The 24,700-nt window shown below is 62.2% G+C and carries 19 protein-coding genes and 2 tRNA genes; 6 read left to right on the top strand and 15 right to left on the bottom strand.

The genetic code is table 11. The annotated features are described in order from the left end of the window. Positions 1-15: 15 nt before the first annotated feature. The 3 genes from rapZ to CSE6_RS02900 are packed head-to-tail and all read right to left on the bottom strand — an operon-like array spanning position 16 to position 3,603. Positions 16-939 (bottom strand): RNase adapter RapZ, encoded by a 924-nt coding sequence (gene rapZ, locus CSE6_RS02890; RefSeq protein ID WP_034357618.1) that lies wholly within the window; start codon positions 937-939, stop codon positions 16-18. 4 nt (positions 940-943) lie between these two features. After that, positions 944-2,701 (bottom strand): DNA repair protein RecN, encoded by a 1,758-nt coding sequence (gene recN / locus CSE6_RS02895; RefSeq protein ID WP_059439841.1) that lies wholly within the window; start codon positions 2,699-2,701, stop codon positions 944-946. A 2-nt stretch (positions 2,702-2,703) separates the two neighbouring features. Continuing rightward, the gene (locus CSE6_RS02900; protein ID WP_003066061.1) at positions 2,704-3,603 is read right to left on the bottom strand and encodes an NAD kinase; all 900 of its coding nucleotides are present in this window, start codon (positions 3,601-3,603) and stop codon (positions 2,704-2,706) included. 29 nt (positions 3,604-3,632) lie between these two features. Between CSE6_RS02900 and hrcA the strand changes: the two genes are divergently transcribed. The 3 genes from hrcA (at position 3,633) to CSE6_RS02915 (ending at position 4,962) form a co-directional block, all read left to right on the top strand. After that, a complete protein-coding gene (hrcA, locus tag CSE6_RS02905; protein ID WP_003066063.1) occupies positions 3,633-4,640 on the top strand; it encodes a heat-inducible transcriptional repressor HrcA in 1,008 nt (335 codons plus the stop codon). A 52-nt stretch (positions 4,641-4,692) separates the two neighbouring features. Further along, positions 4,693-4,769, top strand: a tRNA-Ile gene (locus CSE6_RS02910). Positions 4,770-4,885: 116 nt separating this feature from the next. Next, positions 4,886-4,962 (top strand) — tRNA-Arg (locus tag CSE6_RS02915). A 53-nt stretch (positions 4,963-5,015) separates the two neighbouring features. Here the strand turns inward: CSE6_RS02915 and CSE6_RS02920 are convergent. The 5 genes from CSE6_RS02920 to CSE6_RS02940 all read right to left on the bottom strand — a co-directional run bounded on the left by CSE6_RS02920 (position 5,016) and on the right by CSE6_RS02940 (position 12,062). Beyond that, entirely contained in the window at positions 5,016-7,361 is a 2,346-nt protein-coding gene (locus tag CSE6_RS02920; RefSeq protein WP_059439842.1) for a CHASE2 domain-containing protein, read from the bottom strand. A gap of 116 nt (positions 7,362-7,477) precedes the next feature. Then, positions 7,478-9,184, bottom strand: coding sequence for a FecR domain-containing protein (locus tag CSE6_RS02925; RefSeq protein WP_059439843.1), 1,707 nt, complete (start codon positions 9,182-9,184; stop codon positions 7,478-7,480). Between the two features lie 75 nt (positions 9,185-9,259). Further along, complete coding sequence (locus tag CSE6_RS02930) at positions 9,260-9,970, bottom strand: response regulator transcription factor (protein ID WP_034357649.1); 711 nt, start codon at positions 9,968-9,970, stop codon at positions 9,260-9,262. Between the two features lie 79 nt (positions 9,971-10,049). Next, positions 10,050-11,351: a tryptophan--tRNA ligase gene (locus tag CSE6_RS02935; protein WP_034357651.1), complete on the bottom strand. Its 1,302-nt coding sequence runs from the start codon at positions 11,349-11,351 to the stop codon at positions 10,050-10,052. A gap of 42 nt (positions 11,352-11,393) precedes the next feature. Continuing rightward, positions 11,394-12,062 (bottom strand): site-2 protease family protein, encoded by a 669-nt coding sequence (locus CSE6_RS02940; RefSeq protein WP_003066089.1) that lies wholly within the window; start codon positions 12,060-12,062, stop codon positions 11,394-11,396. Positions 12,063-12,288: 226 nt separating this feature from the next. Between CSE6_RS02940 and CSE6_RS02945 the strand changes: the two genes are divergently transcribed. Continuing rightward, a complete protein-coding gene (locus CSE6_RS02945; protein ID WP_034381733.1) occupies positions 12,289-13,545 on the top strand; it encodes a methyl-accepting chemotaxis protein in 1,257 nt (418 codons plus the stop codon). A 1-nt stretch (position 13,546) separates the two neighbouring features. Here CSE6_RS02945 and CSE6_RS02950 read toward each other — a convergent pair whose 3' ends face one another. Genes CSE6_RS02950 through CSE6_RS02960 form a run of 3 tightly spaced genes read right to left on the bottom strand, consistent with a single transcriptional unit; the run spans position 13,547 to position 15,407 of the window. Continuing rightward, positions 13,547-13,870, bottom strand: a complete 324-nt coding sequence (locus CSE6_RS02950) for a hypothetical protein (RefSeq protein WP_059439844.1) — start codon at positions 13,868-13,870, stop codon at positions 13,547-13,549. Positions 13,871-13,880: 10 nt separating this feature from the next. After that, on the bottom strand, positions 13,881-14,525 hold the full coding sequence (locus tag CSE6_RS02955) for an L-threonylcarbamoyladenylate synthase (RefSeq protein ID WP_012837154.1): 645 nt from the start codon (positions 14,523-14,525) through the stop codon (positions 13,881-13,883). Between the two features lie 18 nt (positions 14,526-14,543). Beyond that, positions 14,544-15,407: a 3',5'-nucleoside bisphosphate phosphatase gene (locus tag CSE6_RS02960; RefSeq protein WP_034357719.1), complete on the bottom strand. Its 864-nt coding sequence runs from the start codon at positions 15,405-15,407 to the stop codon at positions 14,544-14,546. A 189-nt stretch (positions 15,408-15,596) separates the two neighbouring features. Between CSE6_RS02960 and CSE6_RS02965 the strand changes: the two genes are divergently transcribed. After that, the gene (locus tag CSE6_RS02965; RefSeq protein ID WP_059439845.1) at positions 15,597-17,342 is read left to right on the top strand and encodes a methyl-accepting chemotaxis protein; all 1,746 of its coding nucleotides are present in this window, start codon (positions 15,597-15,599) and stop codon (positions 17,340-17,342) included. Between the two features lie 311 nt (positions 17,343-17,653). Next, on the top strand, positions 17,654-19,372 hold the full coding sequence (locus CSE6_RS02970) for a methyl-accepting chemotaxis protein (RefSeq protein WP_059439846.1): 1,719 nt from the start codon (positions 17,654-17,656) through the stop codon (positions 19,370-19,372). Between the two features lie 69 nt (positions 19,373-19,441). On the opposite strand, the gene recJ is transcribed toward CSE6_RS02970, so the two are convergent. Genes recJ through CSE6_RS02990 form a run of 4 tightly spaced genes read right to left on the bottom strand, consistent with a single transcriptional unit; the run spans position 19,442 to position 24,573 of the window. Continuing rightward, a complete protein-coding gene (recJ, locus tag CSE6_RS02975) occupies positions 19,442-21,181 on the bottom strand; it encodes a single-stranded-DNA-specific exonuclease RecJ (protein WP_034389293.1) in 1,740 nt (579 codons plus the stop codon). Continuing rightward, positions 21,178-22,149, bottom strand: a complete 972-nt coding sequence (locus CSE6_RS02980; RefSeq protein ID WP_034389295.1) for a phosphoglycerate mutase — start codon at positions 22,147-22,149, stop codon at positions 21,178-21,180. Before CSE6_RS02980 ends, recJ begins: the two co-directional genes overlap by 4 nt. 52 nt (positions 22,150-22,201) lie before the next feature. Continuing rightward, a complete protein-coding gene (locus CSE6_RS02985; RefSeq protein ID WP_238585632.1) occupies positions 22,202-23,575 on the bottom strand; it encodes a sulfatase in 1,374 nt (457 codons plus the stop codon). Beyond that, positions 23,572-24,573, bottom strand: coding sequence for a tripartite tricarboxylate transporter substrate binding protein (locus CSE6_RS02990; RefSeq protein WP_034389297.1), 1,002 nt, complete (start codon positions 24,571-24,573; stop codon positions 23,572-23,574). The genes CSE6_RS02985 and CSE6_RS02990 overlap by 4 nt, the downstream gene beginning before the upstream one ends. Between the last annotated feature and the right edge of the window lie 127 nt (positions 24,574-24,700).

The following is a 24,700-nucleotide window of genomic DNA, read 5'->3' on the forward strand; positions in this document are numbered from 1 at the left end:
GGCTGAGCATGCGGGTCAGCTGATCGGGTGGATGGCGTCCGGGGCCAGAAACTGCTGAGAGACCTGGATGAACTTGTCGCGAAAATCCAGTGAGCGGTGGCGGCGTACGGTGGGCCACTGCTTCTCGAAGTGCCTGGCGAGAGCTTCGACGAGAAAGACCGAGCGGTGCTGCCCGCCCGTGCAGCCTATGCCCACGGTGACATAGCTGCGGTGGTCTCTGGCCAGCAGCGGCAGCCAGCGTTCGAGGAACTGCTGTATATCCAGCTGCATCTGCTGCACCTCGGGCAAGGCGCCCAGATAGTCGGCAACCGGCTTGTCCAGGCCCGTCAAGGCACGCAGTTCCTTGTCGTAGAAGGGATTGGGCAGCATGCGCACATCAAACACATAGTCAGAGTCTGTAGGCATGCTGTGCTTGAACCCAAAGGACTGGAACATCAGCGTCATCTGCCCTGTGGGTGCTTCGATGATCTGCTTGATATAGCTTTGCAGCTGCGCCGACTTGAGGTCGCCGGTGTCGATGACGATGGAGCGGTCGCGTAGCAGGCCCAGCAGCTCGCGCTCCTTTTCGATATCGAGCTCCAGTGCCTGGCGCTCGTTCGTCAGGGAGCCGGGGGACAGAGGATGGCGCCGGCGGGTTTCCGAAAAGCGCCTGATCAGGGTGCTGCTGTCGGCATCGAGAAAAATCATGCGCGGCATCAGCCCCTGCTTTTTGAGGCGATGCAGCTGATCAGGCAGCTGAGGCAGGCCCTTGGCGCTGCGTGCATCCATGGCAATGGCCACTTTCTCGTCCTGATGATTGAGCTTGAGCTCCACAAAGGACTGCAGCAGTTCCGGGGGCAGGTTGTCGACGCAGTAGTAGCCAGCATCCTCCAGCGCATGCAGCGCAACGGATTTGCCCGATCCGGACATGCCGCTGATCAGAACAATCTCCATGGACATGATTTCAAACTCCTCTGACTTTGCTGCTTTTGCGTGCTGTAGTGCTGGCCTTGGCACTTCGGGCCTGGGTGCCCGATGGACGCTGGGCGCCGTTTGCGGCCTGCTTTGCAGGCAATCTTGCCATGGCCAGCATTTCTCTGGCATGGGCCATGGTTGCTTCGGACAGGTGCTCGCCGCCCAGCATGCGGGCCATTTCCATCTCGCGCTCCTCGCCAGTCAGCGGATCCACACTGCTGATGGTGGTGTTGGACTTGGGGCGCTTGGTCACTCGGTAGTGCTGGTCTGCGTAGGCAGCGACCTGGGGCAGGTGAGTGACGGCCAGCACCTGGCGTGAATCGCCGAGCGAGTGCATGAGGCGGCCCACGGTTTCGGCCACGGCTCCGCCCACGCCGGAGTCCACCTCGTCAAAAATCAGGGTCCCGGCTTGGCCCAGTTCGCTGGTGGTCACGGCAATGGCCAGTGAGATGCGCGACAACTCGCCGCCCGATGCCACCTTGGCAACGGGTTTGGGCGTGGCGCCGGTATGGCCTGCAACCAGAAAAGTGATGCTGTCCGTGCCCGCAGGACTGGCGGCATCGGCATGTTCCAGCTGCACTTCGAAACGGCCGCCCTTCATGCCCAGACTTTGCATGGACTGGGTGATGGCGCGTGACAGGCGTGGTGCTGCCAGGGTGCGCTGCTGCGAGATTTTGCGCGCCTCGGCCTGATACCTGAGGTGGGCGGCTTGCTCTTTGGCGCGCAGCCCCTCCACATCGACGGCAGCATCCAGCTGGTGCAGCTCCTGTTTCCAGCCTTCGAGCAGGGCGGGCAAGTCCTCGGGTGTGCGCTTGTAGCGGCGCGCCAGTTGCATCCACAGCGACAGGCGTTCATCGAGATCGGCCAGCAGCTCGGGATCCAGATCGGCGCGGCGCAGATAGGCCTGCAGCGAGTGACGGGCATCGTGCAACTGGGCCACACAGGAGCCCAGTACGTCGGCAATGCTCTGAAACTCAGGCTCAAGATGCTCCTGGTCCTGCAGCAGGTGGTGGGCCCTGCCCAATGGGGTGGCCGCTCCCGAATCGTCATCCTCCAGCAGTTGCAGGCAGGACTGGGCCGAGTCCATCAAGGTCTGCGCGTGTGACAGACGTGTGTGCTGGGCATTGAGCTCATCCCACTCTTCGGCGCGCGGCGACAGCTTGTCCAGCTCCGAAATCTGCCATTGCAGGCGTTCCCGTTCGCGTTGCAGATTGTCCTGGGCCGAGAGCGCCTGCTCCAGTGCCTGATGGTTCTGGCGCCAGTCCAGCCAAAGCGATTTGAGCTGGGCCGTTTCAATGCCGCCGTAGGTATCCAGCATGGCGCGTGCTGCATCCGGGCGGGTCAGGCTTTGCCAGGCATGCTGGCCGTGAATGTCGATCAGCTGATCGCCCAGATGGCGCAGCTGCGTGGCCGTGGCGGGAGAGCCGTTGATCCAGGCGCGGCTGCGGCCCAGACTGTCGATGACGCGGCGCAGCAGCAAATCCTGCTCCTGCGCAAAACCCGACTCTTCCAGCCATTCATGAAGATGGGATGGGCAATCGAACTCTGCGCAAATATCGGCCTGAGGGCAGCCTTCGCGCACCACCTGTGCATCGGCTCGTGCGCCCAGAACCAGTTGCAGAGCGTCGAGCATGATGGATTTGCCGGCCCCGGTTTCGCCGGTAAGCACCGTGAAGCCGGTCTGCCAGTCCAGATCGAGTGACTGGACAATCACAAAGTCCCGCAGGACGATGCGCTTCAAGGCCATGGTCAGACGCCTCCCTCGTTCCAGCCCAGTTTTTTGCGCAGGGTGTCGAAGTAATTCCAGCCCTTGGGGTGCAGAAAGTGCACGCTGTGATCGGCGCGCGTCACCAGGATGCGGTCACCATGCTGCAGCGATTTCAGTGACTGCATGTCAAAGTTCGCGCTGGCGTCGCCTCGGCCGCCCACCACCTCGATAGTCACTTCCTGAGCGTCGGAGAGCACGATGGGGCGGTTGGAGAGGTTGTGCGGCGCGATGGGCACCATCACCCAGGCCGGAATCGAAGGGTGCAGCATGGGGCCGCCGGCCGAGAGCGCATAGGCGGTGGAGCCCGTGGGGGTGGCCACGATCAAGCCGTCCGCGCGCTGGTTGGAGACAAAGCTGCCGCCGACCTCGATGCGCAGCTCCACCATGCCCGAGGTCGAGCCACGGTTGACCACCACATCATTCATGGCCTGGGCTTCAAACACGCACTGGCCGTCGCGCATGACGCGAGCATTCATCAGGGTGCGTTCGTCTTCCTCGTACTCGCCCTGCAATATGGGCGTGATGGAGGCTTCGAATTCATCCAGGGCGATATCGGTGACAAACCCCAGGCGTCCCTGGTTGATGCCGACCAGCGGCGTGCCATAGCGCGCCAGATGGCGGCACACGCCCAGCATGGTGCCGTCGCCGCCCACCACCAGGCCGAGGTCGCAATGCCTGCCCAGACCGTCCACGTCCATGCTCGGGTAATCGGGCAGGCCCGCATAGATGGCGGACTGGGTATCCAGAATCACCTCACAACCCAGGCTGCGCACGTAACCGGCAATCCGTTGCAGCGCTTCGCTGGCTGCATCGGACGGAACGCCTGCTGCGGGTGTGTGGTACTTGCCGATCAGGGCAATATGGTGGAACGTGGATGTCATCTGGGAAATTACATCATTAAAATGAAATCATGCTCGACGAACGTGCCAAGTTATTGCTCAAAGCGCTGATCGAGCGTTACATCGCTGACGGTCAACCAGTCGGCTCGCGCACTCTTTCACGTGCATCCGGGCTTGAATTGTCGCCTGCCACCATACGCAATGTGATGGCCGACCTGGAAGAGATGGGTCTGATCATCAGCCCTCACACATCGGCAGGCCGCGTGCCGACAGCCAGGGGATACCGCCTGTTTGTCGACACCATGCTGACTGTGGACCGCTGCGATCTTGTAACGCCCGGCCTGATGCCTGAACAGCCGCAGAAGGTAATTGCCAATGCGGCCAATCTGCTGTCCAACCTCTCCCAGTTCGTGGGTGTGGTCATGGTGCCGCGTCGCAGCTCCGTCTTCAAGCATATCGAGTTCGTGCGCCTGTCGGAGCGGCGCTTTCTGGTCATCATCGTCTCGCCCGAAGGCGATGTGCAAAACCGCGTGATCTTCACGGATGTGGATTACGAGTCCTCGCAACTGATAGAAGCCTCGAATTTCCTCAATCACCATTACGCCGGTTTGACAATGGAGGAGGTGCGCACGCGGCTGCAGACCGAGGTGGAGCAATTGCGGGGCCAGGTTGCCAGCCTCATGCAGGCAGCGGTGAATGTAGGCACTGAGGTCATGAGCAACCATGATCGCGAGGATGTGGTGATCGCCGGCGAGCGCAATCTGCTGTCCGTGAGCGATTTTTCCAGCGATATGGGCAATCTGCGCCGCGCTTTCGACCTGTTCGAGCAGAAAACGCAAATCCTTAGGTTGCTGGACTTCTCCAATCAGGCTGATGGCGTGCGCATTTACATCGGCGGCGAGAGCCAGACCGTGCCGTTTGAAGATTTGTCTGTAGTGAGTGCTCCCTATGAGCTCGACGGCAAGGTGGTTGGCACCTTGGGGGTGATCGGCCCCACGCGTATGCACTACGACAAGATGATCCAGATTGTCGATATCACATCCAAACTGGTGAGCAATGCTCTGAGTCACAAGCGTTAGGCCCTACAATGGCGAAGTTTTTCTGGTGGCAGCCACGGCTGTTGTCAGTGTTGGGGCGTTAGCTCAGTTGGTTAGAGCAGAGGACTCATAATCCTTTGGTCGTCGGTTCAAGTCCGCCACGCCCTACCAAGCTGCATGAAAGCCTGCCGTCTTCATTGATGGCAGGCTTTTTCTTTGCATGAACGTGAAAAAGTTGTCGATTTGGTCCGAGAGCCGTTTTTGCACTGCTAGAATACAACCCTGTTGCGGCTGTAGCTCAGCTGGATAGAGTACTTGGCTACGAACCAAGGGGTCGTGGGTTCGATTCCTGCCAGCCGCACCACAAAACGTCAAGCCTCAGAACTGAAAAGTTCTGAGGCTTTTTCGTTTCTGGGCTCAGGCTTTGGGTATCAGCAAGGTGAAGCTGCTGCCTTGGCCCAGCTGGCTGCTTATCTGCAGGCTGCCGCCATGACGCTGTGCCACGGTGCGCGTGAAGGCCAGGCCCAGGCCCACGCCATCCATGCGCTGGTGTTGCTGCAGGCGCTCGAAGGGCTGGCTGAGTCTGGCCAGCGATGCCTCGTCCATGCCTGAGCCGTGATCGCGCACGGCGATGCCCCATTGGCTGTCTTGCTCGACAACGGCGATTTCCACTTGGGCACCGCCATCCCCAGTCTGTGGCTTGCCGTATTTGATGGCATTGCTCAACAGGTTGATGACGGCGCGGTGCAGCAGGCCGGGGTCGCCATGCACGCAGGCTTCGGCATCCGGCAGCTCGAACACCAGTTGCATGTTCTGCTGCTGGGCAAGGGTCCAGCAATCCGAGACGGCCTGGTCCGCCAGCAGGCCCAGGTCCAGGACTTCGCTGCGGTATTGCTGCTGCTGGGCTCTGGCCAGATGCACAAAATCGTCTGCCAGCTGAAGAGACGACTGGGCATAGCCCTCAATGCGGTCAAACAGTGCATCTTGCGAATCGATGCGCTTGCCTGTGCGCTGCATCTCCAGCAAGGTGATGATGGAGCCTATCGGTGCACGGATATCGTGGGAGATGAACTGCATGGCCTGGTCGCGCTGGGCCTGTGCGCTGCGCAGGTCGCTGATATCGACCAGGGTGATGAGCCAGCCCGAGGTGGGCGGTGCCTCGAAGCTCTGGCTCAGCAGCATCAGATGGCGGCCCTGGGTGTCGCGCCCTTCGCTCTGGCGTGACAGCGTGGCTTGCTGCAATGCGCTGTGCGTGAGCAGTGGCGTGCTGCTGGCAGCGCGGCCGCCGTCGCTGCTGGCGCTGTTCAGGCCGTGGAGCAGGGCGACCAGATCGTCACCTTGCTGGAGTTTGTGCTCCAGGCTTTCGATATAGCGGTGCGCGGCCGTGTTGGCAAGCAGCAGCAGCCCCTCGCGGTCGCAGACAAAAGTGGCCGAGGGCAGCTGGCGCAGGCTTTCGCTGACGAAGTGATGCAATGCGCGCAGCTGGCGCGAGGCTTGCTCCACAGCGTCGATCCGCTGATCGAGTGCGTCGCTCTTGAGCGAGGGGGCGGGCAGGCCCTGGCCTTGCAGATCGCGCAGCTCCAGCGCCAGAAAGCGTGTGGCGGCGCGCAGGCGCAGCCAGCTCCAGAGCGGGTAGGCAAGCGACAGGCCCAGCAGTGCCGCCGCGGGGGCGGTCTGCACATGACCCCAACGCGGCGCCAAACCGGCTATCGACAGACTGAGCAAGGCCAGCAGGATGCTGGAAATCAGCCCGCCAGAAGGGCCGAGCCAGGCCAGAGCCAGCAGGCCCAGCAGCACGGGCAGCACATTGAGGCTGCGGTTGAGCGTGGCAGTGGCTGGCTCCAGATGTGTGTCCTCAAGGATGCCATTGAGCACATGGCCCAGCATCTCCACATTCGAGATCAGGCGCGCATCAAAGCCGATAGGGGCCGTGAATTTTTCGCCAAGACCTGCGGCAGTGGCTCCAATCAGCACGTATTTGCCGCGAAAAGCGACCGCTGGGATATTGCCGCGCAGGATGTCGATATAAGAGTAGGTGGTGAACGGCGAGCCCGGGCTGTTCTGGCGGTCCCGCGAAGCCCGGGCAAAAGCGATGAACTGGGGCTGCAGCTTTTGCCAGGAGTTGGCTGCAACCGAGTCTGCTGGAGGTGGGGCAGATGGTTGGCAGGGTCGGGTGGTCTGGCCCACGCAGTGCAGGCTCAGCGCCATATGCCACCAGAGCTGGCCGGCCTTGCCTTCCTGTGCATAAAAGCGTCGCACCACACCATCGGCATCCACAGGCATCTGGGTGTGCCCCAGAGCAGCAGCCTCGCTGGCAAGGCTCTGTAAAGGGGCGGTGGCGGCGCTTTGCGCGGCGCGCGTGACGGGCAGCACTACGTTGCCGCTTTTTTGCAGTGCTCGTTGCAGCAGCAGATCGTCGCCGGGGTAGTCCCAGTCTTCCTCGCTGAAGACCACATCCATGCCGATGGCGCGGGGCTGTCCTTGAGTGATGCGCTCCAGCACGGCGGCGTGCAGTGCACGCCGCCAGGGCCAGCGGCCTATGCTGTCGATGCTGTCATCGTCGATGGCCACGATGACAACATCGGGCGAGGCTGGACGCTGGTGAAGCCAGGCCGAGGTGTCCTGAATAATGCCGTTGAAACGTGCCAGCTGCCCCGGGCCGCTGAGCCACCAGGTCATGCCGAGCAGGAAAGCGCTGAGCAGCAGCCAGCTCAGGCGCAGGTCCTGCAAGCGGTTTTTACGCAGGTTGGGCGCTTCAACCATGTGGGTGACTCGGTGAGAAGCTCATAAAACAATAGCTTCCAGCGCTTGTCATATAAGTGATCAAGATATGAATCCTATGAAGCTTCATGGAATTCAAGCGCTGGCAGCTATGGTTTTTACTGGCGCATCAGGCGTGAACCGTCGCCGGAAGTCAGCGCCTGCCCCTCGGACGAGGTTACCCAGTTGCCGGTCTGGAATTGGCGCGCGACAGAGAGATTGCTGCGCAGGCCGTTGGCATCCTCGACCTGCATCTGCAGATAGTAGGTGCCAGGAGGCAGATCCTGCGTGCTCCACTGAGGCTGGGTTATCCAGGTGTCAATCAGGGGCGCAGTGAAACCGGCGTCGCTGGCCACCACGATACGGTAGCGTTGACCCTCTTCACCTGCCCAGTGAATATGGCTGCTGCCTTCGCCGGGCGCGCCGCCGATCTCCAGCTCGGGCGATTTGGGTGCCAGGGCCAGTTTCATCTTTTGCGGGGCTGCGAAAGGACCCGCATCCGGCTGGCCGTTGCCGAGCTTACGGATGCTGCCTACGCGCCACATATATTCGCCGACAGGCAGCTTGGCCAGCGCACTGGCAGGCAGGGCGCAGTCCTTGAGGTCGTTGGCGTCGATCAGCGGCTGGGCAAAGCTGCCGTCGGCGGTGGCTACCTGGATGCGGTAGGCCGAGGCTTCCGCTACCTGGGTGCATTGCAGGCCGTGCTGGCCCTGTCCGATGGTGGCTTCAGGTGCTGGAGACTCATAGAGCGGCGGCACCGGATGAGCTTTGACGCGCAACACTTGCAGGCTGCGTTTGCCAGGAATGCCGTTGGCGTCAATGGCGCGAATGGCCGCAATGTAGCTGCCGTCTTCGACACCCGTCAGGCGTGCTGGTGACCTTGTGAACATGCCGCCGCGCACGATCTGGGTCAGCTCCTTGTCCTGAGCGAGCAGCACTTGGTAGCGCACGGCACCAGCCATGGCTGGCAGGGGCAGGCTGACCCAGTTGGCGTCTTCGACAAGAGCGGGCCAGGCCGCAATATCGGGAGCACCCAGCATGGTTGTGGGCTTGCCGATCTGGCCGTTTGCGGAGACGGACAGACCTTGACCTGGCCTGAGCAAGGCTGAGGGCTGGCCCGTCTGCACGGCGACCGAGCCTTCGTCGACGGCAGCAGCCGTGCGGCCCTCGTCATCACTCATCACCAGAAACTGGGTGCCGCGCACGCTGGTCGAGGCCGCCGGGGTGCGCACCTCGAAGCGGCGCTCGCCATTGGCTTGCCTGGACACTTTTGCTTCAATTGCGCCCTCGCGCAGATCGATGATGGACTGCAGACTGCCGGCTCGGCCTTTGCGGCGCATCTGGCGCAGCTCGACATCGGATTCGGACTGCACGCGCACCAGTGAGCCATCTGCCAGGCGCACGGAGACAAAGGCGTTGGCCGGAACCTGGAGCGAATCGCCTTCCTGCAGCAACTGGCCTTTTTGCACGGGCTGAGGCGGCGCGTTGACGGAGTCTGCGAGATGGCTCGCAGAGCGTGTGCTTTGCACATCGCCTTGCACAAACACCACCGAAGCCATCGCTGCGCGCAACAGACGCGTGGGAATTTCCAGCACCGAACCGGGGCGCAGGCGCAGGGGGTTTTCCACCTTGTTGTGACTTTGCAGCGCTGTCCGGCGCTTGTGGTCGCCCAGATAGCGTGCTGCCAGCATCTCCAGCGTATCTCCAGTCACCACGCGGTGGGCAATGACATCGTTGCCGCGGGGAGTGATCTGGGCATGGGCCAGACCTGTTGCCGTCATCCCTCCAAACGCCACCCACAGCATGCCTGCACTCAGAATGGGCATCGGGGAGTGGACGGAAAAGAGGTTTTGACGTAAATCAGGCATTTTTTAAAGCTAGGTTATGGGGGGCTGCCGAACTCAGGCAGCTGGGGCTGCGGGCTGCGCAGCTTCGGGGACATCCAGGCGGTAACCATAGCCATAAACGGCTGAAATGGCATAGGGCTGACCGGCGCGCAGGTTCAGCAGATTGCGCAGGCGCGAGACATGGGTGTCCAGCGAGCGCGACTGCACCTCGGCGTTGTGGCCCCAGACGACTTCGCGCAGATGATCGCGCGAGAGCAAACGGCCCTGATTCTGGAACAGCGTCAGTGCCAGAGTGTATTCACGGTGCGTAACCTCCACGGGCTGGCCGTCCATCTCTATCCCATTGGTGGTGGTGAGAAAGCGGTAGGGGCCGAAGTCCAGCACGCTTTGTGCGGTCAGCGGATAGGCGCGGCGCAGCAGGGCGGAGATGCGAGCACGCAGCTCGCCCGCACGTATGGGCTTGATCATGAAGTCATCGGCGCCGCTGGCCAGGCCTTCGACAATGTCGGCCTCTTCGCTGCGGTGGGTCACGAAGATGACCGGCACTTCCTTGCTGATCTGCTCGCGCACCCAGCGCACGATATCCGGACCGCTGCTATCGGGCAGCTCCCAGTCAATCAGCAGCAAATCGAAGCTTTCGCGGCGCAGGGCTTGCTGCAGGGCGGCCCCCTTGAGGTAAGAGTGACAGCTATGTCCGGCTTCCGTCGCGACTTGTTGCAACAGTTCCAGTTGTAGCGGATCGTCATCCAGAGCAGCAATACGCATCGGTAGTTCCTTTAGTGCGAAGGATTACATCCACGCTGTCCTTTGAATTCGGAGGCAGCGTCCATCGGGCAGCGAGGAGCTATTGCTCGGCCGCCTCACGCAGTTGTTCCAGAGCCTGGATCACCAGGTCATCGCTGACACCATCCAGTGTCTGCAGGCACGGCTTGATGGCGGCCAGAGCCGTCGCGCCTTCGCGCTGCAACCGGGCGATGTTCTGCCCCGCTTCCTTGGGGGCGGTAAAGCCCAGGCTTTGCAGCAGCAGCTGACCGTCAGCGGCCACCAGCTTGAAGTAGAACTGGCCATCGGATTCGCGATACTGCTTGAACTGGGGCAGTGCAGTCTTGGCAGCCTTGGTCTTGGCCTTGCTGGCTTGCGCCAGGTTGCGGATGCCGACGGCGCCGCGCAGTTGCTGCAGCAAAGGAGTCGCCAGCTTGCGTGCCTTGATGGCACCGGCCTGAAGAATCTCTTCCAGCTCTGCCGGGTGGGCAATCAGGTATTCATAACGCTCGCGCATGGGGGCGATTTCACGGTCGATGCGCTCGAACAGGATCTGCTTGGCATCGCCCCAGGCAATGCCTTCGGCATATTGCTGGCGCAGGGCGGCACTTTCCTCTTCGCTGGCAAAGCCTTGATAGATCTGGAACAGGGCGGAGCCTTCGACTTCCTTGGCCTCGCCGGGGGCGCGCGAGTCGGTGGTGATGCTGTTGATGAGCTTCCTGAGTTGTTCACGTGGCGCAAACAGCGGAATCGTGTTGTTGTAGCTCTTGCTCATCTTGCGGCCGTCAAGGCCGGGCAGGGTGGCGACGGACTCCTCCACCACGGCCTCAGGCAGCGTGAAGTACTCGCCGCCGTAGATGTGGTTGAAGCTCGACGCCATGTCGCGCGCCATCTCCAGGTGTTGCACCTGATCGCGGCCCACAGGAACCTTGTTGGCGTTGAAGATCAGAATGTCGGCACCCATGAGCACGGGGTACATGAAGAGACCGGCGGTCACGCCGTCGTCAGGTTCGCTGCCGGATGCATTGTTCTTGTCCACCGCCGCCTTGTAGGCGTGGGCGCGGTTGAGCAGGCCCTTGCCAGTCACGCAGGTCAGGAACCAGGTCAGCTCCGGAATCTCGGGGATGTCCGACTGGCGGTAGAAGGTCACATGCTCGGGGTCGAGACCAGCGGCCAGCCAACTGGCGGCGATTTCGATGGTCGAGCGCTGAACGCGCTCGGGGTCCTGGCACTTGATGAGCGCGTGGTAGTCGGCCAGAAAGTAGAAGTTCTCCACATTCTTGTCGCGACTGGCTTCGATGGCGGGGCGCATCATGCCTGCGTAGTTGCCAAGGTGTGGGGTACCGCTGGGGGTGATGCCGGTCAGAAAACGGGTGGTGCTCATAGGGATCAACAACAGATATCAGTAGCAGACCAGGCGCTGGGTTCAGCGCAGCAAGGCCATGAAGGGGTAGAGGATCAGATCGATGGCCGAGTAGCCCAGGCTCATCAACGGGCGCAGCCAGTAGCTGCCGACCACGCCGGCAATCACCAGTGCCATGACGATGAAAAAGCCATAGGGCTCGACACGCGCCACCAGTTGCGCCTGTTTCCAGGGCAGCAGACCGACCAGAATGCGGCCGCCGTCCAGAGGCGGCAGCGGAAAGAGATTGAAAGCCCACATCACCAGGTTGACCAGAATGCCGGCGCGGCACATCTCTAGGAAAAAGCGCTCGTGCAGACCTGTGCCTACCAAGACGATCAGCAGCAGGCCCCAGAACACGGCCTGCACGAAATTGGAGGCAGGGCCGGCCAGCGCTACCCAGATCATGTCGCGCTTGGGGTGGCGCAGATGGTCAAAGCGCACGGGCACGGGCTTGGCATAGCCGAAAAGAAACGCGCCCGAGGTAGCGAAATACAGCAGCAGCGGCATCAAGATGGTGCCGATGGGGTCGATATGCTTGATGGGGTTGAGCGTGATGCGACCCATCATGGCTGCGGTGTTGTCGCCAAAGTGACGCGCAGCATAGCCGTGCGCCGCCTCATGAATGGTGATGGCGAACAGCACGGGCAGTGCGTAAATCAGTACGGTTTGTATGAGTTCGGTGAGTTCCACGCACTGATTGTCTCAGACGCCGCGCCAAGCTGCTGTCTTGTACCGGGACAAGCCGTTTGCTGTTGCAGAAATACGGGTTGCACATAGTTGTGTGGTAAACCAGATGTTGCAAAATGCAACTCGCGCAAATCCGTGGTTGCTGCCTGCACAGCGGAACAGGTTTTGTGCGGGTTGACGAAATCAATACATAACACGGCGTTCGGCAGGACAGGGCAAGGGGATCAATATGACGGTAAGCAAGCGACTGGTGATTGCATTTGTCAGCATCAGTGTTTTTGTCCTGGCTTTGATGGGAATTGCCTGGTCAGCGATGTCTGATGTGCTGGAGGTGTTGAAGGCGGGATCGCTCACGGCGCAGCAGTCGCAGAACTTGATGGCGGAGGTCGAGCGTTCGCGCTGGTGGCTGCTGGCACTGGGCGCCTGGGTCTGCATTTCCTGCACGTGGTCCTGGATCAGCCTGCGCCGCCGCATCGTGGCGCCATTGCAGGAAGCCATCCTGATTGCCGAGACCGTGGCAGCAGGTGATTTGAGCAAGGAGTTCTCTTCGAATGCCGAAGGCGAGTTCGGTCGTCTTCTGACTGCGCTGAGCACCATGGAAGACACGCTGACCGAGTTGGTGGGTCGCATCAAGCAGTCCACCGATTCACTGGCCGTTTCGGCCTATGAAATCGATGCGGGCAACATCAACCTCTCCAGCCGCACCGAGCAGCAGGTCAGCGCGCTGACCGAAACCGCAGCCAGCATGGAGCAGCTCACCGTCACAGTGCGCCAGAACGCAGAGCGCGCTCATTCGGCCAGCTCTCTGGCAGTCACTGCATCGGCCACGGCCGGACGTGGCGGTGATGTGGTGGACCAGGTCGTTCACACCATGGATGCCATCAGCGGCAGCTCGCGCAAGATTGTGGACATCATTCAGGTCATTGAAGGCATCGCCTTCCAGACCAATATCCTGGCCCTCAATGCGGCCGTGGAAGCGGCCCGCGCCGGAGAGCAGGGGCGTGGCTTTGCCGTGGTGGCCAGCGAGGTGCGCTCGCTGGCGCAGCGCAGTGCCGAAGCGGCCAAACAGATCAAGGAGCTGATCACGGCCAGCGTGACTCAGGTGGAAAGCGGCTCTGGCCTGGTGGGCCAGGCCGGCAGCACCATGAAGGAAATCATGCAGTCCGTAGGTCAGGTCACAGGTCTGCTGAGCGAAATCTCCGGTGCGCTGCAGCAGCAAAGCGAGGGCATCGCCCATGTGAATACGGCCGTGGCTCACATGGACAGCACCAATCAGGAAAATGCCGCCTTGGTCATGCAGGCCACGCAAGCCGCTGCTGCGCTCAATGCGCGTACGCAGGATCTGCAGCAGGCGGTGGGGGCCTTCAAACTCGATGACGATGAGTCACCTTGTCTGGCTCCTTCTGCCATGCCGGCTCCGCGCGGAGCCGGGGCCGCGCAGGCGCGTCCAGCTCGTGCCCGCGAGCTGGCCTATGAAGAGCTTTGATTCAGCGAATTTCGTGCAGATAGCCGTAAATGGCCACGCCGGTAAAGCCGAAATGGAGGCAGATAGCAGTTCCCAGCAGGACCCTGCGGCGCAGTATGGAGTCATCGGCCTGTGCCGACAGCCCTGGCGAGACATGGAATGACTTGTCTCCCGCATAAGCCCGAATCGTCCATGCCGTCCAGAGGGTCGCGAGGGCATAGACCGTCCATAGCTGGGATGTCTGCCGAAACACCAGCGCCACGACCAAGGAGTAAGCGCACAAAGAGACGATGAGCCAGGGCCAGTGGCGCTGAACAAAGTCTTGCGGCAGCTGCTTTTCCTGCATGAGGCCGTGCCTATTCGGGCTGAAGGCCTATGTCTTTCAGGCCGCCCATGCCCTGGCGCACCACGACGGGGGGATTGTTCAAGGCCATGGGTGTGAGGTCCAGCACCGTGGTGGGTTGCTGCGGGCAGGCACCGGAGTCGACCACGGCGTCCAGCTCATGGGGGAAACGCTCCAGAATCGACTCGGCATCATTGAGCGGCTCGGTCTCGCCGGGCGCGATCAAGGTGGTGGCCAGCAAGGGCTCGCCCAGTTCTTCCAGCAGCAGTTGCAGACCTTTGCGATCCGGCACGCGCAGGCCGATGGTCTTGCGCGAAGGGTGGCTCAGGCGCTTGGGCACTTCCTTGCTGGCTTCAAGAATAAAGGTGTAGGGGCCTGGCGTGGCCAGCTTGAGCAAGCGGTACTGGCGGTTGTCCACGCGGGCATAGTTGGCCAGCTCGGACAGGTCGCGGCACAGCAGCGTGAGGTGGTGCTTGTCGTTGATCTGCCGGATGCGGCGCATGCGGTCCACGGCGTTCTTGTCGTCCAGGTGGCAGACCAGGGCATAGCTGGAATCGGTGGGTACGGCAAGAATGGCACCCTTGCGCAGCATGTCCGCCGCCTGCTTGATGATGCGGGGTTGCGGGTTCTCTGGATAGACTTCAAAAACGATGGTCATGCAATCTCTCTCTGTGATTTATGCACGCTGTATGCGGTCCTGCAGCAGCTCCCAGACGGGAGTGAGCTGACTGGGCAGATAGGGCAGCTGCCCCAGGTCTATCTGCGATTCATCGGGGCTGTGAAAGTCGCTGCCGCGCGATGCGGCCAGGCCGAATTCCAGGGCCAGATCGGCATAGATCGCATATTCGTGCGGACGGTGGCTGCCGGTCACGACCTCCACGCCCTGGCCGCCGAGTTCCTTGAACTTGGAAAACAGCGCATATTCCTCGTTATGGCTCAAGTCGTAACGTGCCGGGTGGGCAATCACGGCCACGCCGCCTGCATCCACGATCCAGCGCACGGCGTCCTCCAGATTCGCCCAGACATGGGCGACATAACCGGGCTTGCCTTCTGTCAGATAGCGTTTGAAGACTTCATAGGTGTCGCTGCAGACTCCGCTCTCCACGAGAAAGCGCGCGAAGTGGGTGCGCGAGATCAGCTCGGGGTTGCCTGCATGGCGCAGTGCTCCTTCATAGGCGCCGGGAATGCCGGCCAGTTCCAGCTGCCTGGCCATTTCGCGGGCGCGTGGGCCGCGACCGTTGCGAGTGTCGTACAGGCCTTGGGTCAGAGCTGCGTTATCGGCGTCAAAGCCCAGGCCCACGATATGTACGCCGCTGCCCGAGAAGCTGACGGAAATTTCAGTGCCTGTCAGATAGTCCAGCCCTGCTGACCTGGCTGCGGCTGCTGCCCGATGCTGGCCGCCGACCTCGTCGTGATCGGTCAGCGCCCAGAGCTCAACCCCTCGCTCGGCAGCACGCAGAGCCAGTTGCTCGGGCGTCAGAGTGCCGTCGGAGACGACGGAGTGGCAGTGCAGATCGGCGTTCAGATAGGTTTTGGGCACGGCTTGATTGTAGGCGGCTGTACGCAATCATGATTTGTGTCATAACACGAGCGCTATTGCGGTCGTAGCTTGTAACAAAGCTCAAATCTCCCGCCAGTATGCCGATTAAGGATTGGCTACAGCGCTTGTGAGTTTCTGAATTCGTTAAGGCTGCCACGGTGTTGCTTGATCTATTGAGATGGATAAAAAATGAAATTGAATCAGTTCTCTGTGTCACAAAAGCTGTGGGCTTTGGTGATTGGCTTGCTGGCGGGCTTGCTGCTGGTGTCTGCAGGCAGCCTGATCTATCTGGACCGCGTGTACGTGAGCATCTCCAAGGAGGCCACGCGTACCCGAATGGCAGCCAACATTGCCAGCGAGTGGCGTCATCTGACCGAGCAAAGTGTGGATCGCTCCATCGTCGCGGCCATTTCCTCCGAGGAAAACCTGGTGGAGCAGCAGCGCAAGCTGATGAGTGACGGGATTGCGCATATCACCGAGCTGCAGAAAAAGCTCAACGAACTGGTCACTGACGAGGAATCACGCAAGGTGCTGGACGAGGTCGCCGAGCGCAGGCGCGCGACGCTGGAGAGCAATGCAGCCGTGCAGGCCGCGCGCAAGGACAATGATTTTGCGGCGGCCTTCGATCTGGTTGAAAAACAGCTGCGTCCCAACGCCAAGGTCTACGTGGATGCGCAGCGCAAGTTTGTGCAGTTGCAGGAGCAACGCAGCCAACGTGCGGTTGCCGATGGCGAAGCAAGCCAATCTCAGGCCTATGTGGCTATCGGTCTGGTCTGCGGCCTGATCGTTCTGCTGGGGCTGGCGATGGCGGCTCTGATCCTGCGCTCGATCATCGCTCCGTTGAATGAGGCGGTAACTCTGGCCGACTCCATCGCTGCCGGCGATTTGACGGCAACGGTGCGCAATGACCGTCATGACGAACTGGGCCGTCTGCTCAAGTCCCTGAACGCCATGGCCGAGCGCTTGCGCTCCGTCGTCGGCCAGGTGCGCTCGGGCGTGGAATCCGTCTCTTCGGCCTCGGGCCAGATTGCCACGGGCAACCAGGATCTGTCGGCCCGCACCGAGCAGACGGCGGCCAACCTTGAGGAAACAGCAGCCAGCATGGAAGAGCTGACGGCCACCGTTACTCAGTCTGCCGACACTGCGCGTCAGGCCAATCAGCTGGCATCGACAGCCGCCCAGGCGGCCGAGCAAGGCGGTCGCGTGGTGCAGCAAGTGGTGCAGAGCATGGGCCAGATCACCGACAGCAGCCGCAAGATTGCCGACATCATCGGCGTGATCGACTCCATTGCCTTCCAGACCAATATCCTGGCCCTGAATGCAGCCGTCGAGGCGGCACGCGCCGGCGAGCAGGGACGTGGTTTTGCCGTGGTGGCGGGCGAGGTGCGCAGCCTGGCGCAGCGCAGCGCCGAGGCGGCCAAGGAGATCAAGCAGCTCATCACCACCAGCGTGGACAATGTGCAGTCGGGCTCGCAGCAGGTGGAGCTGGCGGGCCAGAGCATGAGCGAGATCGTGGCCAGCGTGCGCCGTGTCAGCGATCTGATCGGCGAGATCACGGCCTCGTCCACCGAGCAGCGCGACGGCATCAATCAGGTCAATCAGGCGGTGAGCAATCTGGACCAGATGACGCAGCAGAACGCGGCGCTGGTGGAGGAGTCCAGTGCGGCAGCGCTGTCCATGCAGGAGCAGGCGCGTCGCCTGGCGGAAGTGGTCTCAGTCTTCAAGCTCGGCCATGAATCCGGCTATGCCAAGGTTGCCGCACCTCAACGCTCGGCCAGCCGCGCCATGCCGGCCATGGCGCCAGTGAAGCAGACTGCTGCTGCAGCCAGACCCGCGATCAAGAAAGCGCCTGCTGGCCCGGCTCCCACGGCACTGAGTGCCAGCAAGGCCAAGCCTGCTGCGGACTCCGACGATGGGGACTGGGAAACTTTCTAAACCGCAGGCTGACACCCGCCTGCAGGCCCGCCGCTTCTGACAGGAGGCGGCGGGCTTTTTCATTCTGACTTGCCAACTCCAGCCGTGTCGAAAAGCGGGAAAGTACTGAGAACATCAGTTGTGCGTAATGCGCAAAGCAGTTGTAACAATTATTAATATATTGATGCAACCTCGGGAGAGCATCCCGAAGAGGTGGAGGGAGGACGTCAGGGGCCAGGAATTGACCGCCAGAGTCATGCACAAGCCAGCCCGGAGTTCACGATGCGGACGTGCCTGTGTGTGTGGGTTCTTTTGTCTGGATTGGTTGGTTCATGAAGTTGTTTCAATTCACCGTGGCTCGGAAGCTGTGGGCATTGGTGATCGGTCTTTTGGCTGGGATGTTGCTGCTGGTGGCAGGCAGCCTGGCTTATTCCAAACGTGTCAACGAGGGCGTTCTTGCGGCGGTGGTGGAGGCGCAGACTGCTGCTGCGCAGGCCAAGGAGTGGCGCATCCTGACCCAGATGAGCATGGATCGCTTCACGGCGGCTGCCATGTCCACGGAAGAGAATCTGGTCGAGCACCAGTACAAGGCCATGGCTGGCCTGATCGCCAGCATCAACGAGTTGCGAGACAAGGTGCTGGCACAGGTTCATACCCAAGAGGCCAGGAGCCTGATGGCCGATGTGAACACGCATAGAGATGCCTTGTTTGCGGTGAACAAGGAGGTGGATCAGGCTCGTCAATCCAAGGATTTCGAGCGTTCGCAAAAGCTGATCGAAGAGCGGCTCAACCCCATGGCGCAAAGGTACTACGCGGCCCTGGATGCCTATGTGCAACTGCAGGACCGCTACCGGGTTCAGGCGCTGGAGCTGGGTGAGTCCAGCCGCTCCAAAGCCTATGTGGTGATAGCCGTCGCTTGTGGCGTCATCATGTTTTTGGGATTGGTGACTGGCCTGCTCATCATGCGCTCCATCACCCGGCCTCTTGTCAAGGCCGTGGAGCTGGCAGATGCGATCGCCGAGGGCGATCTGAGTTTCAGAAGCGGGCATGGCAGCGAAGACGAACTGGGGCATCTGCACCAGTCCCTGAACGCCATGGCCGAGCGCCTGCGCTCCGTCGTCGGCCAGGTGCGCTCGGGCGTGGAATCCGTCTCTTCGGCCTCGGGCCAGATTGCCACGGGCAACCAGGACCTGTCGTCCCGCACCGAGCAGACGGCGGCCAACCTCGAGGAAACCGCGGCCAGCATGGAAGAGCTGACGGCCACCGTCACCCAGTCTGCCGACACGGCGCGTCAGGCCAATCAGCTGGCATCGACAGCCGCCCAGGCGGCCGAGCAAGGTGGCCGTGTGGTGCAACAGGTGGTGCAGAGCATGGGCCAGATCACCGACAGCAGCCGCAAGATTGCCGACATCATCGGCGTGATCGACTCCATTGCCTTCCAGACCAATATCCTGGCCCTGAATGCGGCCGTGGAAGCAGCACGCGCCGGCGAGCAGGGCCGTGGCTTTGCCGTGGTGGCGGGCGAGGTGCGCAGCCTGGCGCAGCGCAGCGCCGAGGCTGCCAAGGAGATCAAGCAGCTCATCACCACCAGCGTGGACAATGTGCAGTCGGGCTCGCAGCAGGTGGAGCTGGCGGGCCAGAGCATGAGCGAGATCGTGGCCAGCGTGCGCCGTGTCAGCGATCTGATCGGCGAGATCACGGCCTCGTCCACCGAGCAGCGCGACGGCATCAATCAGGTCAATCAGGCAGTGAGCAATCTGGACCAGATGACGCAGCAGAACGCAGCGTTGGTGGAGGAGTCCAGTGCGGCGGCGCTGTCCATGCAGGAGCAGGCGCGCCGCCTGGCCGAAGTGGTCTCAGCCTTCAAGCTGGGACGCAATGCCGAGGCTTTCACGACCGTGTCCGCAGTGCTCCCCAAGCCGCTAGCGACGATCAAGGCGCTCAACCCGGCCGCTCATCCTGCCGTTGCAGTTCCCAGGCCGGTAGCGTCCAGGTCCAAGGAGCAGTCCCTTGCAAGCACTGCGGAGGACGATAGCTGGGAGCAGTTCTAAGTGTCGGGCACAGCGTGAAATGGACAGCCGCCACGTTTGCTGTGGCGGCGGTCCTGGCTGGGGCGAGGATCAGAAGCCCATGTTGCCGGCACCGCCCTCGAAGTCCTGCGCGGCTTCCACGAGAAACTGCACCTTGCGTTCGCCGCGCCATTCGTTGATGTCCAGGCGATAGGCCAGGGTGGTGCGCGCGGGCAGCGGGTCGGTGTGGTTGAACCAGATGCCGTCGATCTTGGAGCCATGGTGCAGCAGCTCCAGCTTCAGGTGCTTTTCGCCGACCAGGCGCTGCGAGGTGATTTCCAGCTCTTCGCTGAAAGTCGGCGCGGCAAAGCCCTGGCCCCAGACGGCCAGCTGCATTTGTTCGATCAGGCCGGTGTCCAGCCATTGGGGCGACAGCGGGCCATCGGTCTCCAGCCTGCGCGTCAGCGTGGCGGCATCCAGCCATTCCCTGGCGACCTGGGCAAAAGCCTTTTCGAACTCGTCAAAGTGCGCTTCCGCGATGGTGCAGCCTGCTGCCATGGCGTGGCCGCCAAAACGCAGTATCAGACCGGGGTGGCGCTTGCTGACCAGATCCAGCGCATCGCGCAGGTGAAAGCCTGGAATGGAGCGGCCCGAGCCCTTGAGCTCGTGTTCCTTGCCCGGGGCGCCGCTGGCTGCAAACACAAACGTGGGCCGGTGCAGCTTGTCCTTGATGCGCGAGGCCACCACACCGACCACGCCCTCGTGAAAGTCGGGGTCGAACACGCTGATGGCAGGCGGCGGCGTCATGCCGTCCTCGCAAAGGCCTTCGGCCATGAGCAGGGCATGCTCGCGCATGCTGACTTCGATCTCGCGGCGCTCGCGGTTGATGCTGTCCAGCATGCGTGCCAGATTGTCGGCGCGGCTGACATCTTCCGTGGTTAGGCACTCGATGCCTATGGTCATGTCTGCCAGACGACCGGCGGCATTGATGCGCGGGCCCAGGGCAAAGCCGAAGTCGATGGTGGTGGCCATGTCGAAGCGGCGGCCCGATGCCTCGAACAGCGCGCGTATGCCGGGCTGCATGACGCCTTTGCGAATCTGCTTGAGACCCAGTGCCACCAGGCGGCGGTTGTTGGCATCGAGCTTGACCACGTCGGCCACCGTGCCCAGTGCTACCAGAGGCAGCAATTGCTCGAGACGGGGCTGGTTGTGGCGGTCAAAGCGGCCGCGATTGCGCAGCTCGGTGCGCAGGGCCAGCAGCACATAGAACATGACTCCCACGCCGGCCATGGATTTGCTCGCGAACTCGCAGCCGGGCTGGTTGGGGTTGACGATGGCATCGGCCAGCGGCAGGTGGTCGCCGGGCAGATGGTGGTCGGTCACCACGACCGACATGCCCAGCTCCTTGGCCACGGCCACGCCTTCGACGCTGGCAATACCGTTGTCCACGGTGATCAGCATGTCGGCACCGGTCTCCTTGACTCGGCGCGAGATGGGGGCCGTCAGGCCATAGCCGTCGACCACGCGGTCGGGCACCAGATAGTCGGCATGAGCCGCGCCCAGCATGCGCAGGCCGCGCAGGCCCACGGCGCAGGCCGTGGCGCCATCGCAGTCATAGTCGGCGACGATGCACAGGCGCTTTTGCGCGGTGATGGCATCGGCCAGGAGCTGTACGGCAGTATCGATGCCGCGCAGGCCCGAGGGCGGCAGCAGGCGGGCCGGGGCATCGTCCAATTCGTCGGCTGAGCAGACGCCTCGCGCTGCATAGAGCTGGGCCAGCAAGGGATGAATCTTGGCCTGCAGCAGTGCAGAGACACTGCTGTCGGGAATGGACCTGGGGATTATTTTCATAGCATCTCTCGCAGGTCAGGTAAGCGTTTCGTGCCAAAAACACTCTTGATCTTGTCCATCAGGCCACGTGGCTGGCTTTGCCATTGCACGGCATTGCGCTCGCCGCAGAGCGTGAGCTTGACGGGCTCGCCCCGGGCGGCCCGCTGCTGCAGCTCGGCGATCAGGCCGCTGTCCAGCGCCTGCCAGGCTTTTTGCCAGCCTTGCACATCGCTCTGCAGCGCAGTGTGGCGCAGATCATCGACACAGACTGCGGCAGGGTTCGCTGCGGGCAGGCTGCTCAGGCTTCCCGTGCCATGTACCCAGAAGGAGTTGATGGGCGGTAGACCGCGTGCGGCACGCTGGTCGTTGAAGACATGGGTGTAGAGCAGCATCTGCAACTCGGTCTGCAGACGCTGGATGATGGCACCCTGGATGGGCTCGGGCATCCAGGGGCGCACGTCGCGACCCAGTGCCCGGTCCATCGAGGCGGTAGCCAGGTCCTTGAAGGCCGCCCCGCGTGCCAGCCAGAGGTCGGCGCGCAGATATTCCAGCGTGATGCCGTCGTCGCTGAACCAGGGCGCGATCAGCGCCAGCAACTGGCGGGATTCGTCTTCGTCCAGTGGCGCGCTGGCCGGGTCGGTCTGGTGGACCTGGTCCGGCGTGATATGCCAGTGGCAGGGCGTGATGAAGGCACAGGCCTGGCTGCTGTCTCCGGCCGCCAGCGCTGCCCAGGGAATCAGCCCGGGTGTATCGGGCAGCTGCATGCTGCGGGCCAGGGCGCGTTCATGCGGGGGAGAGAAATCCATCTCGTCGCCCTGCACCAGCGTGGTCGGGGCCAGCGTTGCCAGCAAGGCCTGCAGGTGAGGGAGTTGCAAACCGTCCCATGCCTGGGGAATGTCGGCAGGGCCGCTGGCATAGGCAACAATGATTTCAGAGGCGCCTGTGCCCAGGGCTTGGGCGGCAGGCAGCAAAGGCGCGGTCAAAGACATGGGCGCTATTGTCGGGCATGGCCGCCGCCCGGGCATGGTGCGGGGTGCTTTGTCACCTCGCCGGCATATTTTTCAGGGTGTAGACCAGGCTGTAACTCGCATCATCGGCAATGGCGGGCATGCCGGCATTCCAGTCGTCCCAGCGCTGTCGCATGGCCTGCAGGCGCTCGGGGTGCTGGCCGGCCAGATTGGCACGCTCGCGTTCGTCCTGCGCCAGATTGAACAGGTATTCGTTGTCTTCCACGCGCAGGTATTTCCATTCGCCTTCGCGCAGCGCACGCTGGTTGCGGTAGAGCATGCGCCAGTACAGAGGCCGGGCAAACTCCGCACCGTCGGTGCGCAGCACGGGCAGGATGGAGACGCCGTCCAGCGGGTAGTCCGGATCGGCGCTCACACCGGCTGCATCCAGCACCGTGGCCGACCAATCCATGCTCATGCATTGTTGGGCGCTGCTGCGACGGGCCGCGATCACGGCAGGCCAGTGGGCGATCCAGGGCACGCGGATGCCGCCTTCGGTCAGGTCCATCTTGCCGCCCACGAGAGGCCAGCTGTCCGAGAAGCGCTCGCCGCCGTTATCGCTGGTGAAGATGATCAGCGTGTTGTCCAGTTGGCCGTTCTTGCGCAGTGCTTCGACGATCCAGCCTATGCCCTCATCCATGTGATGAATCATGCGGCGGTACTGGTGAATATTGCCGCCCGCCAGATGCGTGATGCCCGCCCCCAACTGCTCGGCAGTCTCACGGTCATCACGGGTTTCCCAGGGCCAGTGCGGGGCCGTGTAGTGAAGGCTCAGGAAGAAGGGGGCGTTGCCCTCGCTCATGCGGTTGACGAAGTCCACGCTGCGCTGGGACAGCAGGTCGGTCAGATAGCCTTCGTCGTGATGCTCCTCTTCGCCCACCCACAGATCGTGCTGGCCCGAGCTGCTCAGATGGGTGAAGTAATCCACGCCGCCCGACATGGGACCGAAGTATTCCTCGTAGCCCGAGCGCAGCGGGCCGAAGTGGGGAGGGTAGCCCAGATGCCATTTGCCTATCAGTGCCGTGCGATAGCCCGCGCCCTTGAGCAGCGAGGCAACGGTGGGGATTTCGGGCGGCAGGCCTAGCTTGGCGCCCAGCGGCGTGCCGCGCGTCTTGCTGTTGATGGGCTCCTCGGCCGCGCCGCGCAAGCGGTATTGATAGCGGGCCGTGGCCAGGGCAAAACGCGTGGGCGAGCACACGGGTGAATTGGCATAGCCCTGGGTGAGCCTGAGGCCGTTGGCCGCCAGGCGGTCGAGCACGGGGGATATCGGGCCGAACTCGGCATCGCGGCCGCCGTAGCAGCCCAGATCGGCATAACCGAGATCGTCGGCGACGATAAAGATGATGTTGGGGCGAGTCATGAAATGCGGGTCGTTGTCATGGGGCTGATGGCTGGCGCAAGCGCTCATTCCATCTTCATGCCGGTGGCCTGGGCCAGAACCCGGTAGCGGTCGGCCAGGGCCTGAATGCGCTTGACGGCCGCATCGCCTGTCAGCCCTTCGTAGACCATGTCGTTGACACGCATGCGTTCACGCAAAGTGCCGTCCTTCATGGCCTTCTCGAACTGTGCCTGGATTTTCTGCACCAGTGGCTCGGGTGTGCTGCTGGGCACCCAGGCGGCGAAAAGCACTTCCTGCTGCAGCTCCTTGTGCCCCAGTTCGGCCACCGAGGGGACTTCCGGCAGCAAGGGGTTGCGCTGGGCCGTGGTCACGGCCAGCGCCGTGATCTTTCCAGTGGCCACATGGGGCAGCATGGCGGTGGAGCTGATGACGCCGCCGTCCACCTCGCCAGAGAGCATGGCCAGCGTGGCAGGTGCATTGCCTTTGTAGGGCACATGGTTGACCTTGGCTCCGGTGGCGTAAGTCAGGATGCTGGAGGCCAGATGGCCGGGGGTTCCATAGCCGGCGGACCCCAGGGTCAGGCCCTTGTCCTTGCCGCGGGCGATGAACTGCTCCAGTGTCTTGATATTTGTCTTGGGACTGACGGCCATCAGCATGCCTTGCGAGGCGAACACCATGACAGGACGCAGGTCGCCATTTTTGAACGGCATGCTTTTGTAGATCAGCGGGTTGACTGTGAAGCTCGTGTCCAGGCCGATCAGCATGGTGTATCCGTCGGCGGCAGCCTTGGCGACGTAATCGGCTCCTATATTGCCGCCAGCGCCGGTGCGGTTTTCAACAACGAATGGCTGCTTGGTCTCACGTTGAAGCACTTCTCCGACGCCGCGCGCCAGTATGTCCACAGCCCCACCGGGAGCGAAGGCTGCTATCAGCCGAACTGGCTTGTGAGGCCAGGCGGCGACGGCTGCGCCATCGGCAGGCTGGGCCTGGGAGGCGAAGGCGGAGCAGCCCAGCAGCAGAGCCAGGCTGGTTTGAAGAAGGCGGTGGGGTGCAGTCAGGCGAGCCATGGAATCACTCTCTTGTCTGAGGGAAGAGCCGGCATTTGCGAAAATCCCCAGCACTTCCCTTTGTCTCTGTATTGGGAATGCACACTGTAGAAGTGACATCCACAATTGATCTAATCAACTCATCCCC

This window comes from Comamonas sp. E6, assembly GCF_001010305.1.
Classification (GTDB): Bacteria; Pseudomonadota; Gammaproteobacteria; order Burkholderiales; family Burkholderiaceae_C; genus Comamonas; species Comamonas thiooxydans.